Raw genomic sequence first — 12,121 nt, forward strand, 5'->3', positions numbered from 1 at the left:
GGCATTCCTTCTCCTTCCAACTCCAACGACCGGGGCACAAACCGTGGCAGCAGTCCATCTCGAAAACATCTTCAAGCGCTACAAGGGCACGGCACAGCCCGCCGTCGACGACGTGTCGCTGTCCGTCCAGGACGGCGAATTCATGGTCCTGCTCGGACCCTCGGGCTGCGGGAAGTCGACCACACTGCGCATGATCGCGGGGCTGGAGGCGATCAGCGAAGGCTCGCTGGCCATCGACACGCGCAAGGTCAACGAGGTGCCCGCCAAGGACCGCGACATTGCCATGGTGTTCCAGTCCTATGCGCTCTATCCGCACATGACGGTGGCCGACAACCTGTCGTTCGGACTTCGAAGGCGCAGGGTCGACAGCCAGCAGATCGCCGCACGCGTGAAGTCTGCCGCCGACATCCTGGGCCTGAACGAGCTGCTGGCGCGCAAGCCCGCGGCGCTGTCGGGCGGGCAGCGGCAGCGCGTGGCGCTGGGGCGTGCGATCGTGCGCGAACCCAAGGTCTTCCTGTTCGACGAGCCGCTGTCGAACCTCGATGCAGCGCTGCGGGTGAACACCCGCAACGAGCTGGTGCGGCTGCACCGCCGGCTGGGCGCGACCATGATCTACGTGACGCATGACCAGGTCGAGGCCATGACCATGGGCCAGCGGATCTGCGTCATGAACAAGGGCAAGGTCGCTCAGGTCGGCAAGCCGCTGGACGTCTACCGCGCCCCGGCCGATGCCTTCGTCGCCCGTTTTCTCGGCAACCCGCCGATGAACATCCTCAAGGCGCGCATCGTGCAGGGCCCGTCCTCTGCTGTTGCGGCACTGGGCGGGAGCGAACTGCCGCTCGCCCGCTGGGCCCGCGCCGCGCTGCCTCCGGCGGGTGAACTGCTGGTGGGCGTGCGGCCCGAAGAACTGCAGTTGCACGAAGCCCGCGGGGACGTCGGCACACTGCGGGGCGTGGTCTCGGCCATCGAGCCGCTGGGTGCGGAGACGCTCCTCATGGTCTCGCTGGGCGATGCCGGCGATGTCATGGCGCGCCTGCACCGCGACGTGAGAAGCAGCATCGGCGATAGCGTGGGCCTGACCATTCCGGACGAAGCGCTCTATCTGTTCGACGCCTTCACAGAGAAGGCGATCCCCGCCGCCGACATGGGCGCGCCATGAGGAAGCCCTTGCGCGTGGGCCTGGTCGGGGCGGGCTGGGTCACCTCGCACCATCTCGCAGGCTGGCGAGCCCTCGAGGGGCAAGCCGCGGTCGTGGCCATTGCCGATCCGAACACCGCGAACGCCGAGGCGCGTGCACGCGAGTTCGGCATCGCCCGGGTGTTTGCGAGCGCGCAGGACATGCTCGATGCGATGCCGCTCGATGCGGTCGACGTGGCGGCGCCGCGCGAATTCCATGCGGCCATCGTGCGCGCCGCGGCAGAGCGCGGCCTGGCCGTGCTGTGCCAGAAGCCCCTGGCTCCCACGCTCGCCGAAGCCCGTGCACTGGCCGACGAAGTGGCGCCCCGGTGCCGGCTCATGGTCCACGAGAACTGGCGCTTCCGCCCCTGCTACCGCGACCTCGCGGCATGGCTGGCGGAGGGTCGCATCGGCGACGTGGTCCAGGCGAGCATGACCTTGATGACCTCCGGCCTGCTGCCCGACGAGGCAGGCAGGCTGCCCGCGCTCGAGCGCCAGCCCTTCATCGCGGGTCTCGAGCGCGCACTGGTGATGGAGATACTGATCCACCACATCGACACGCTGCGCTTTCTGCTGGGCGAACTGACGCTGGTGCATGTGCGGCTCGGGCGCGCGAGCCCGGCGATGCGCGGCGAAGACCGGGCCTTCCTGTCCTTCGAAACCACGTCGCAGGCCCCGGTGGCGTTGCTGGCCAACCTGTCGGTGCACGGCCGCGCGCCGGCCCAGGCCGACCGGCTGACCCTGGTCGGCACCAAGGGGACCATCGAGCTCGAAAACGACACGCTGCGCTGCCTGGGTGTGCAGCCTGCTGAACTGCGCTACGACCTGCCCGCCTGCTACCTCGCCTCCTATGCGGCAACGATCGCGCATTTTGTCGAAAGCGTACGCAATGGCCGCTCCTTCGAGACCGAACCGGCCGACAACCTGAGCACGCTGGCCCTGGTCGAGGCGGCGTATCGGCAAGGAGAAACCGCGAGCGAAGCCACCCTGGACCGGACGCCGCGGATCGGGGCCTGAATCAGCGACCGATATTGCGAGGTATCGCGCAGCCGGCGCGTTCCTGCTCACCGGCCGCGCGCCTGCAATTGAAATTTATTGTTGGCGCAGCCGGCCCAGATACAGAGGGATACGCAAGCCGGCCGCCGGGCCGCCCGTGCGCCGAACAATGGCTCCATCACTTCGCAATCATGGAGCCCCCGATGACCGCTTTTTCCCTGCTGCCCCGCCGTTCCTTCCTCGCCAAGGCGGCGCTCGGCGTCGCCGCCGCCCAGTTGACCTCGATCGTTCCCGCCTTCGCCCAGTCCGCGGGCACGCCAAGCCTCCGGCGCCTCGAGCCGCTCAAGAACATTGACGCGGGCTCGCTCAACATCGGCTACTACGAAGCCGGCCCGGCCGACGGCGCCCCCGTGATTCTTCTTCACGGCTGGCCCTACGACATCCACATGTTCGTCGACGTCGCGCCGCAGCTTGCGGCCGCGGGCTTCCGCGTGATCGTGCCGTATCTGCGCGGCTACGGCACCACCCGCTTCCTGTCGGCCCACACGCCGCGCAACGGGCAGCAGTCGGTGGTCGCCGTGGACATCATCGCGCTGATGGATGCGCTGAAGATCAAGACCGCCACCGTGGCCGGCTGCGACTGGGGCGCACGCACGGCCTGCATCATGGCCGCGCTGTGGCCCGAGCGCGTGAAGGCGCTGGTGTCGGTCAGCGGCTACCTGATCGGCAGCCAGCAGGCCGGCAAGAACCCGCTGCCGCCTGCGGCTGAGCTGCAGTGGTGGTACCAGTACTACTTCGCAACCGAGCGCGGCCGCGCGGGCTACGAGAAGAACCGCCACGACTTCGCCAAGCTCATCTGGCAGCTCGCGTCGCCGAAGTGGAACTTCGATGCGGCCACGTTCGAGCGCAGCGCCGTGGCCTTCGAGAACCCCGACCACGTGGCCATCACGGTCCATAACTACCGCTGGCGCCTGGGCCTGGCCGACGGCGAGGCCAAGTACCAGGCACTCGAGGACCGGCTGGCCAAGGCGCCGGTGATCGCCGTGCCGACTATCACGCTCGAAGGCGACGCGAACGGCGCGCCGCATCCGGAGCCCAGCACCTACGCGAAGAAGTTCTCGGGGCGCTACGAGCATCGGCTGGTCAGCGGCGGCATCGGCCACAACCTGCCGCAGGAAGCGCCCGAGGCCTTCGCGAAGGCGGTGGTCGACGTGGCGCGCGGGTGAGGCGGCGGACCCCATGTGGAGCATCGACCGGGCCTACATCGATGGCGCCTTCGTGCCTGTGCAGGGCAGCGAGCGGCTGGAGATCTGCAACCCCGCGACCGAACGGGCCATCGGCACGGTGACGCTGGCGAACCGCGAGGATGCGAAGCGCGCCATTGCCGCGGCGAACCGCGCCCAGCCGGCGCTCGCGCGAAGCACCAGGCCGCAGCGCATCGACATGCTCCGACGCCTCGAGGCCGCGGTGCTGGCGCGCACCGACCAGATCCGCGAGGCCACCATCGAGGAGTACGGCGGCCCGCTGGCCCGCTCGCAGTGGGTCAGCAACTACGCCTCGCAATGCTTCGCGACCACGGCGCAGGCGCTGCGGGACTATGCCTTCGAGCGCCGCCTGGGCGAGGCCACCGTGGTGATGGAACCGGTCGGCGTCGCCGGCCTCATTGCGCCCTGGAACGCCGCCGCCGGAAGCATCTGCAGCAAGCTGGCTTCGGCCATCGCCGCAGGCTGCGCCTCGGTCATCAAGCCGAGCGAGCTGGGCCCGCTGCAGGCGCAGGCCGTGGCCGAGGCGCTGCACGACGCAGGCCTGCCGCCCGGCGTCTTCAATGTGCTGCTCGGGCGCGGCAGCGATGTGGGCGACGAGATCGCCACCAGCGCGGGTATCGCGAAGATCTCGTTCACCGGTTCCACGCAGACCGGAAAGCTCATTGCGCGCGCGGGCGTCGAAACCATGAAGCGCGTGAGCCTCGCGCTCTCGGGCAAGTCGGCGACCCTGGTGCTGGACGACGCCGACCTGGCCACCACGCTGCCCCTGGCACTGAATGCCGCCTTCATGAACAACGGCCAGGCCTGCGTAGCGGGCACGCGCCTGCTGATTCCGCGCGCGCAGATGAAGGCCGCCGTTGAACTGGTGCGAGTGGCGGTGGCCGCCCTGCGCGTGGGCGATCCGCGCGACCCTGCCACCGCGGTCGGACCGCTCGCGAGCCAGGCGCAGTTCGATCGCGTGCAGCACTTCATCCGCCGCGGTCTGGCGCAGGGCGCAACCCTCGTGGCCGGCGGCGAGGGTCGGCCGGCCGGTTTCGAGCGAGGCTGGTTCGTGCGGCCCACCGTGTTTGCCGAAGTGCGCAACGACATGGACATCGCGCGCGAGGAGATCTTCGGGCCGGTGCTCTCGATGATCGGCTATGGCGACGAGGACGAAGCCATCGACATCGCGAACGACTCGCCGTACGGCTTGCAGGCCTACGTCTTCTCGTCCGACGCACAGCGTGCCCTGCGCGTGGCCTCGCGGCTGCGGGCCGGCACCGTGCTGGTCAATCGCATCGTGCCCGAATTGGCCGCACCATTCGGCGGCGTCAAGCAGTCGGGCGTCGGCCGGGAGTTCGGCGTCTTCGGCATGGAGGCTTTCCTGGAGTCGAAGACCATCGCCGCTGCAGACGGCATTGCGTGAAAAAAGGAAAAACGATGAAAGCAGTGGTGATGAACCAGACCGGCAACGTCGACGTGCTGGCGCATGTGACACAGCCGGACCCCGTGCCCGGCCGAGGGATGGTGCTGGTGCAGGTTGCCGTCGCCGGCGTCAATTTCATGGACATCGGCGTGCGCCAGGGCATGGCGTGGAACGAGATGCCTAACCCCAAGATCCTGGGTGTCGAGGGCGCGGGCCGCGTGCTGGCTGTGGGTGAGGGAGTCGAGGGCTTCGCCATCGGGCAGCGCGTGGCGTGGGTCTATGCGCCCGGCAGCTATGCGCAGAAGGTCGCCATTGCGGCCACGTCGCTGGTGCCCATTCCCGATGGCATCGACGACAAGACCGCGGCAGCGGTGATGATGCAAGGCCTGACCGCCAGCCATTTCGCCACCGACTTCTATCCGGTGCAGCCTGGCGATATCGCCTTCGTCCACGCGGCAGCCGGCGGCCTCGGGCTGCTGCTGACGCAGATCATCAAGCTGCGCGGTGGGCGGGTGATTGGCCGCGTGTCGTCGACGGACAAGGTGGCGGTGGCCACGGCGGCCGGTGCGGACCACGTGATCGTCGATACCAGCGGCAAGTTTGCCGAGCAGGCGCGACAGCTTTCCGGCGGCGAGGGCGTGCACGTGGTGTTCGACGGCTCGGGCCCCACCACCTTCCAGGGGTCGCTGGACGTGCTGCGCCGCTCGGGGACCTTCTGCTGGTACGGCCCGGTACTGGGCGGGCCCGGTGCCATCGACATCATGAGCCTGCCCAGGAGCATCAAGCTGGGCTACGCGGTGTTCTCCGATCACATCCATACGCCGGAACTGCTGCGCGCGCACTCGGCGCGGCTGTTCGGCTGGATCGCCGAAAGCAAGCTCAAGGTCCATGTCGGCGGCGTGTATCCGCTGGCCGACGCCGCGCGGGCCCATACCGACATGGCCAGCCGCACGACCACGGGCAAGCTGCTGCTGGTGCCCTGAGGCCAAAGAAGTCAGGAGGCGCGCAGCGCCCGGGTTTCCGACGGCCGCTCGCCGAAGCGGGTGCGGTACTGCGCCGCAAAGTGGCCCATGTGAAGAAAACCGTACTTCGCCGCAACGTCGCGCACGCCGGCATGGCCCGGCACGCGCAATTCGGCGCGCACCTTGTCGAGGCGTTGCTCGCGCAGGAATTCCATCGGGCCCAGGCCCGCATGCTGGCGGAACGCGAGTTGCAGCGCACGCGCGCTGCAACCGACTTCGCGGCAAACGTCGGCCAGCGACAGGGGCTGGTCGGCGTGCGCCGCCATGTAGTCCTGCGCCCTGCGGACCACGCGCGGCAGCAGGCTGCGCCGGGCGTCGCCGGCCAGGGCGCGCGAATGGTTGTGCGCGGCGGACATCAGCAGGCTGGCCATCAGGTATTCCTCGGCATGCTCGGCCAGGCGGCCGCCGGCTTGCAGCGCGGTGCCGCTGTCGAGCGTGAGCCGCAGGTAGTCGATGAAGTGCACCACCGGTGCCAATGCCGGGTTGTCGAGCGGCACGCCGAGCTCGAACACCAGATGCTGCCTGACGGGCGCCTGGAGCAGGGACTCGAGCCGCGAGAGCAGCGCGGAGCGGGCCAGCCGCACGATCAGGTGCGGGCTGTCGTCGGCCCAGCGCATCGACAGCGGCTCGGTCGGCGAGGGCAGCGAGGCCAGGCGCGGATTCGCGTCCACGTGCTGCGCGCCGCAGCGGATCTCGGCGCCGCCGCGCAACGGAATCTGCAGCAGGAAGAAATCCTGCAGATGGCCCGGGTCGATCTGCACGCCCGGGCCGTACTGCACGTAGTTGAGGCTCACGTCCCGATGCAGCCGCGCGCTGTGGTGGCAGGCGTCGAGCTCGGTGCGGGGCCGCAGCATGACCAGGCCGTGCGGGCAGAACACGCGGGCCACGCTTTCGCGCGCCTCGTCCATGTCGTGGCTCTCGAAAAGCCGGTAGCGCTGCAGCGGCAGCGGTGGGGTCGTGGCGGTTTCCATGGGGCGAGGCCACCCTAGCAAAAACCATCCCCGGCCACAATTCGGACCAGCCCTCGCTAAAACCTGCGCGCCAGGGACAGGCCTTGCGTTTGAGGGACTCGCCGAAGGCCTGCTCCCTCGTAACGTTCGCTCCCACACAGGCCATCCCGGCCTGCCCGACCAACCGAGGAGAGCAAACGCCATGTTCAAGGGACTCGAGGGCAAGAGCGCCATCGTCACCGGTGGCTCCACACTGATAGGCGCCGGCGTGGTGCGCGCGTTGCACGCGGCGGGTGCGAAAGTCGTTGTCGCCGACATCGATGTCGCCAACGGCCAGGCGCTGGCGGATTCGCTCGGCGCCGGCGTGCGCTTCGTGCGCACCGACATCACCGACGATGCGCAGGTGCAGGCTTGCGTGGCCGAGGCTGCCGCGCGGCACGGCGGCGTGCACTTTCTCATCAACCTGGCGTGCTCCTACCTGGACGACGGCTTCAAGTCGCCGCGCGCCGACTGGCTTGCTTCGTTCAATGTGAACGTGGCCAGCGCGGTGGCGATGCTGCAGGCCGCGCATCCGCACATGGTCGCGGCCGGTGGCGGGGCGGTGGTCAATTTCACGAGCATCTCGTCGCGCGTGGCGCAGACGGGACGCTGGCTCTATCCGGTGGGCAAGGCCGCCATGGCGCAACTCACCCGCAACATGGCGATGGACCTGGCGCCGGACCGCATCCGCGTGAACAGCGTGTCGCCGGGCTGGACATGGTCGGCCGTGATGGACCGGCTCAGCGGCGGTGACCGCGCCAAGACCGACCGCGTGGCCGCGCCGTTCCATCTCCTCGGCCGTGTCGGCGATCCGGACGAAGTGGCGCAGGTGGTGCTGTTCCTGTGTTCGGACCATGCCAGTTTCGTGACCGGCGCCGACTACGCGGTGGACGGCGGCTATGCCGCCATGGGCCCCGAGCAGGCCGTGCCCGCCATTCCCAGGTTGATGGACTAGGCCCTATTCCCCACGGAGCATCAAGGAGCAGATGAAATGAAGCGAATCGCAATCGTCGGCGCGGGCCAGTCGGGCCTGCAATTGGGGCTCGGACTGCTCGCCGCAGGCTACGAGGTCACGATGTTCAGCAACCGCACGGGCGAGGACATCCGCCGCGGCAAGGTCATGTCGAGCCAGTGCATGTTCCACACTTCGCTGCAGATCGAGCGCGACCTGGGCCTGGACCTGTGGGGGCACGACTGCCCCACGGTGGACGGCATCGGGCTGGCCGTGCCGCATCCCGAGCAGAAGGGCGCCAAGGCCATCGACTGGGCCGCGCGGCTGAATTCGAGCGCGCAGTCGGTCGACCAGCGCGTGAAGATCCCGGCCTGGATGGATGCGTTCCAGAAGAAGGGCGGCGAACTCGTCTTCAAGGATGCGGGCATCGACGAACTCGAAGCCTGCACGCAAAGCCACGACCTCACGCTGGTGGCGAGCGGCAAGGGCGAGATTTCGAAGCTGTTCGAGCGCGATGCGCACAAGTCCACCTACGACAAGCCGCAGCGCGCACTGGCGCTGACCTATGTGAAGGGAATGGCGCCGCGCGAGCCTTTTTCAGCCGTGTGCTTCAACCTCATTCCCGGCGTCGGCGAATATTTCGTGTTCCCGGCGCTGACGACGACAGGGCCCTGCGAGATCATGGTGTTCGAGGGCGTGCCCGGCGGCCCGATGGATTGCTGGGCAGACGTGAAGACGCCGCAGGAGCACCTCGCGCGCAGCAAATGGATTCTCGACACCTTCACACCATGGGAGGCCGAGCGCTGCAGGAACATCGAACTGACCGACGACAACGGCATTCTCGCGGGTCGCTTCGCGCCGACGGTGCGCAAGCCCGTGGCCACCTTGCCTTCGGGCCGCAAGGTGCTGGGCCTGGCCGACGTGGTGGTGCTCAACGATCCGATCACGGGGCAGGGTTCCAACAACGCGGCCAAGTGCGCCGACACCTACCTGAAGAGCATCCTCGCACGCGGCGACGGCGCGGCCGATGCGGCGTGGATGCAGCAGACCTTCGACCGCTACTGGTTCGGCTATGCGCAATGGGTCACGCAGTGGACCAACATGCTGCTCGCGGCGCCGCCGCCCCATGTGCTCAAGCTGCTGGGCAGTGCCGGCGCCGTGCCGCCGCTGGCCAGCGCCTTTGCCAACGGCTTCGACGATCCGCGCACCTTCTTCCCCTGGTTTGCGGATCCCGCGGAAGCGGAGCGCTACATCGAAACCTGCGCGGCCGCCGCGTAGGCCGGAGCGAAGGCATGAAGCGACGCGTGGCCATCGTCGGCGCCGGCCAGTCCGGCATGCAGCTCGCGCTCGGCCTGCAGCGCGCGGGGCACGAGGTGACGGTTTTCTCGAACCGCACGGCACGGGAGATTCTCGAGGGGCCGGTGATGTCCAGCCAGTGCATGTTCGAGACCGCGCTGCAGACCGAGCGCGAGCTGGGTCTGGACTGGTGGGCGGGCGAATGCCCCGTCGTGGAGGGCATCGGCATGGCGGTGCGCAACCCCGAAGGCGGCAAGGCCATCGAATGGAGCGCTCGGCTCGACGGCCCCGCGCAGTCGGTCGACCAGCGGCTCAAGATACCTGCCTGGATGGCCGAGTTCGAGAAGCGCGGCGGCACGCTGATGCTGCAGGAGGTGGGGCTCGACGCGCTGGAAGCCTGCGCTGCAACGCACGATCTCGTGGTCGTCGCCAGCGGCAAGGGCGAGATCTCGCAGCTGTTCGAGCACGATGCAGAGCGCTCGCCCTTCGACCAGCCCCAGCGCGCACTGGCACTTACCTATGTGAAGGGAATGAAGCCTGCATTGCCGTATGCACGCGTGTGCTTCAACCTGATTCCCGGCGTCGGTGAATACTTCGTGTTCCCGGCGCTGACGACGACCGGACCCTGCGAGATCATGGTGTTCGAGGGCGTGCCCGGCGGGCCGATGGATTGCTGGGCAGACGTGAAGACACCGCAGGAGCACCTCGCGCGCAGCCAGTGGATCCTCGAGACCTTCCTGCCCTGGGAAGCCGAGCGCTGCGCCGACATCGAGCTGACCGATGACAACGGCATTCTCGCGGGCCGCTTCGCGCCGGCGGTGCGCAGGCCGGTGGCCACCTTGCCCTCCGGGCGCAACGTGCTGGGCTTGGCCGACGCAGTGGTGCTCAACGATCCGATCACCGGGCAGGGCGCGAACAACGCGGCCAAGTGCGCCGACATCTACCTGAAGCGGATCCTCGAGAACGGCGATGCACCGTTCGACGCCGCGTGGATGCAGCAGACCTTCGACCGCTACTGGGAAGGCTACGCCCGCTGGGCCACCGACTGGACCCACAGCCTGCTCGCTGCGCCGAAGCCGCACTTGCAGAAGCTGCTGCAGAGCGCGACCCACATGCCCGCCGTGGCGAGCACCATCGTCAACGGCTTCGACGACCCGCGTGCCTTCGCGCCCTGGTGGTTCGATGCCGTCGAGGCAGACCGCTTCCTGGAGACCCGGGCGCGCGAGGCCGCTGTCGACCGCTTCGACCGGCGCGACTTCCGCAAGGCCCTCGGGCAGTTCAGCACCGGCGTGACCGTCATCACCACCCGGGCAATCGACGGCCGCCGCGTAGGCATGACCGCCAATTCGTTCTCGTCGGTCTCGCTGGATCCACCGCTGGTGCTGTGGAGCCTGGCGCGGCAGGCGCCGAGCGTGGGCGACTTCACCGGCGCCAGCCACTTCGCGATCAACGTGCTGGCGGCCCACCAGCATCACCTGTCGCGCCAGTTCTCGACGCCGCAGGCGGACAAGTTCGGCGGGGTGGACTGCTGCGAGGGCACGGCCGGCGTACCGCTGCTCAATGGCGTCATCGCCCGCTTCGTCTGCCGCAACGTGAAGCAGTACGACGGCGGCGACCACCTGATCTTCATCGGCGAAGTCGAGCGCTACGACCGCTTCGACGGCGAGCCGCTGGTTTTTCATTCGGGCTACTACCAGGTGACGACGCGCCACCCGGAATGCGTGCAGTGAGCGCGCGGCCCGCAGCATCCAACCCTTGAACGGAGAAACTCGCATGCAGGAACAAGAACCCGGCGCCACGCACCGCATCCGCATCCAGGCCAGCGACGGCAGCGGCACCTTCCGCGGCTACCTCGCCTTGCCCGAGTCCGGCAGCGGCCCCGGGCTGGTGATTGCCCAGGAAATCTTCGGCGTCAACCGCACGATGCGCGAGGTGGCCGACTACTACGCCGAGGAGGGCTATGTGGCGCTCGTGCCCGACCTGTTCTGGCGCCAGCAGCCCGATGTGGAGCTCGGCTACAGCGAGGCCGACTGGCAGCGCGCCTTCGGTTTCTACCAGGGCTTCGACGAGGCCAAGGGCATGCAAGACATGCAAAGCGCCATCGATGCGCTGCGCGCCCTGCCCGAGGTGGGCGGCGCCAAGGTCGGCGTGCTCGGCTTCTGCCTGGGCGGCAAGCTGGCCTACCTGGCGGCCTGCCGCACCGATGCGGACGTGTCGGTGGGCTACTACGGCGTGGGCATCGAGGCCGCGCTGGACGAGGCCGACCAGATCAAGCGGCCGCTGACGCTGCACATCGCAGAGCGCGACAAGTTCTGCCCGCCCGAAGCGCGCGAGCGCATCGTGCAGGCGCTGCAGGGCCGCCCCGGCGTGGCGCTGCACGTCTACCCCGGGGTCGACCACGCCTTCGCCCGCGCCGGCGGCGAGCATTTCCACAAGCCCTCGGCGCTGATGGCGCACGAGCGCAGCATTGCCGCGCTCAAGGCCGCCATCGGCCCGCACTACGACCTCTCCGCGCTGTGGGACAAGCACTGCGAGTACGAGTTCGGCACCCGCAACGTCGACGACACCATGTCCACCATGGTGGCCGAACCGTATGTCAACCATATTCCCACCATGACCGGCGGCGTGGGCTACCAGGCGCTGCACAGCTTCTACAGCAAGCATTTCGTCAACAGCAATCCGCCTGACACCACGCTCATGTCGATCTCGCGCACGGTGGGCGCCACGCAGGTGGTGGACGAACTGCTCTTCAGCTTCACGCACACCACCGAGATCCCGTGGATGCTGCCGGGCGTGGCGCCCACCGGCAAGCGAGTCGAGGTGCCGCTGCTGGCTGTCATCAAGTTCCGCGGCAGCAAGCTCTACCACGAGCACATCTACTGGGACCAGGCCAGCGTACTGGTGCAGGTGGGCCTGCTCGACCCCGCGCTGCTGCCCGTGGCGGGCGTGGAGACGGCGCGCAAGCTGCTCGACGAAACCCTGCCTTCGAACACGCTGATGGATAAGTCGGGAACCTGAGG

At 68.5% G+C, this 12,121-nt stretch carries 10 protein-coding genes; 9 read left to right on the forward strand and 1 reads right to left on the reverse strand.

Annotated elements, in window-relative coordinates; genetic code table 11:
• Window positions 1-43 precede the first annotated feature (43 nt).
• The 5 genes from L1081_RS30475 (at window position 44) to L1081_RS30495 (ending at window position 5,825) form a co-directional block, all read left to right on the forward strand.
• Window positions 44-1,159, forward strand: coding sequence for a sn-glycerol-3-phosphate ABC transporter ATP-binding protein UgpC (locus L1081_RS30475; RefSeq protein WP_489417215.1), 1,116 nt, complete (start codon window positions 44-46; stop codon window positions 1,157-1,159).
• On the forward strand, window positions 1,156-2,193 hold the full coding sequence (locus L1081_RS30480) for a Gfo/Idh/MocA family oxidoreductase (protein WP_489417216.1): 1,038 nt from the start codon (window positions 1,156-1,158) through the stop codon (window positions 2,191-2,193). The genes L1081_RS30475 and L1081_RS30480 overlap by 4 nt, the downstream gene beginning before the upstream one ends.
• A 182-nt stretch (window positions 2,194-2,375) precedes the next feature.
• Window positions 2,376-3,398, forward strand: a complete 1,023-nt coding sequence (locus tag L1081_RS30485) for an alpha/beta fold hydrolase (RefSeq protein WP_489417217.1) — start codon at window positions 2,376-2,378, stop codon at window positions 3,396-3,398.
• 13 nt (window positions 3,399-3,411) lie between these two features.
• Window positions 3,412-4,842, forward strand: coding sequence for an aldehyde dehydrogenase family protein (locus L1081_RS30490; RefSeq protein WP_489417218.1), 1,431 nt, complete (start codon window positions 3,412-3,414; stop codon window positions 4,840-4,842).
• 14 nt (window positions 4,843-4,856) lie between these two features.
• Window positions 4,857-5,825, forward strand: a complete 969-nt coding sequence (locus L1081_RS30495) for a zinc-binding dehydrogenase (RefSeq protein ID WP_489417219.1) — start codon at window positions 4,857-4,859, stop codon at window positions 5,823-5,825.
• Window positions 5,826-5,836: 11 nt separating this feature from the next.
• On the opposite strand, the gene L1081_RS30500 is transcribed toward L1081_RS30495, so the two are convergent.
• Window positions 5,837-6,835: an AraC-like ligand-binding domain-containing protein gene (locus L1081_RS30500; protein ID WP_489417220.1), complete on the reverse strand. Its 999-nt coding sequence runs from the start codon at window positions 6,833-6,835 to the stop codon at window positions 5,837-5,839.
• Between the two features lie 181 nt (window positions 6,836-7,016).
• Here L1081_RS30500 and L1081_RS30505 point away from each other — a divergent pair, with 181 nt between their 5' ends.
• From L1081_RS30505 to L1081_RS30520, 4 genes are read left to right on the forward strand one after another with little or no spacing between them, the layout of a single operon-like run.
• Complete coding sequence (locus tag L1081_RS30505; RefSeq protein ID WP_489417221.1) at window positions 7,017-7,808, forward strand: SDR family oxidoreductase; 792 nt, start codon at window positions 7,017-7,019, stop codon at window positions 7,806-7,808.
• 36 nt (window positions 7,809-7,844) lie between these two features.
• Window positions 7,845-9,083 carry a styrene monooxygenase/indole monooxygenase family protein gene (locus L1081_RS30510; RefSeq protein WP_489417222.1) on the forward strand — a complete coding sequence of 413 codons (1,239 nt, stop codon included), beginning with the start codon at window positions 7,845-7,847 and terminating at the stop codon, window positions 9,081-9,083.
• 14 nt (window positions 9,084-9,097) lie between these two features.
• Window positions 9,098-10,831 carry a styrene monooxygenase/indole monooxygenase family protein gene (locus L1081_RS30515; RefSeq protein ID WP_489417223.1) on the forward strand — a complete coding sequence of 578 codons (1,734 nt, stop codon included), beginning with the start codon at window positions 9,098-9,100 and terminating at the stop codon, window positions 10,829-10,831.
• A gap of 43 nt (window positions 10,832-10,874) precedes the next feature.
• Window positions 10,875-12,119 carry a dienelactone hydrolase family protein gene (locus L1081_RS30520; protein ID WP_489417224.1) on the forward strand — a complete coding sequence of 415 codons (1,245 nt, stop codon included), beginning with the start codon at window positions 10,875-10,877 and terminating at the stop codon, window positions 12,117-12,119.
• The last annotated feature ends 2 nt before the right edge of the window (window positions 12,120-12,121 follow it).

Source organism: Variovorax sp. MSC1_012 (assembly GCF_023667525.1).
Taxonomy (GTDB): domain Bacteria; phylum Pseudomonadota; class Gammaproteobacteria; order Burkholderiales; family Burkholderiaceae_C; genus Variovorax; species Variovorax beijingensis_B.

What these genes read in the sequence shown, in the direction of transcription:
- L1081_RS30480 (WP_489417216.1), top strand. Translation starts at nt 1,156, where the DNA reads ATGAGGAAGCCCTTGCGCGTGGGCCTGGTCGGGGCGGGCTGGGTCACC.
- L1081_RS30485 (WP_489417217.1), top strand. Translation starts at nt 2,376, where the DNA reads ATGACCGCTTTTTCCCTGCTGCCCCGCCGTTCCTTCCTCGCCAAGGCG.
- L1081_RS30490 (WP_489417218.1), top strand. Translation starts at nt 3,412, where the DNA reads ATGTGGAGCATCGACCGGGCCTACATCGATGGCGCCTTCGTGCCTGTG.
- L1081_RS30495 (WP_489417219.1), top strand. Translation starts at nt 4,857, where the DNA reads ATGAAAGCAGTGGTGATGAACCAGACCGGCAACGTCGACGTGCTGGCG.
- L1081_RS30500 (WP_489417220.1), bottom strand. Translation starts at nt 6,835, where the DNA reads ATGGAAACCGCCACGACCCCACCGCTGCCGCTGCAGCGCTACCGGCTT.
- L1081_RS30505 (WP_489417221.1), top strand. Translation starts at nt 7,017, where the DNA reads ATGTTCAAGGGACTCGAGGGCAAGAGCGCCATCGTCACCGGTGGCTCC.
- L1081_RS30510 (WP_489417222.1), top strand. Translation starts at nt 7,845, where the DNA reads ATGAAGCGAATCGCAATCGTCGGCGCGGGCCAGTCGGGCCTGCAATTG.
- L1081_RS30515 (WP_489417223.1), top strand. Translation starts at nt 9,098, where the DNA reads ATGAAGCGACGCGTGGCCATCGTCGGCGCCGGCCAGTCCGGCATGCAG.
- L1081_RS30520 (WP_489417224.1), top strand. Translation starts at nt 10,875, where the DNA reads ATGCAGGAACAAGAACCCGGCGCCACGCACCGCATCCGCATCCAGGCC.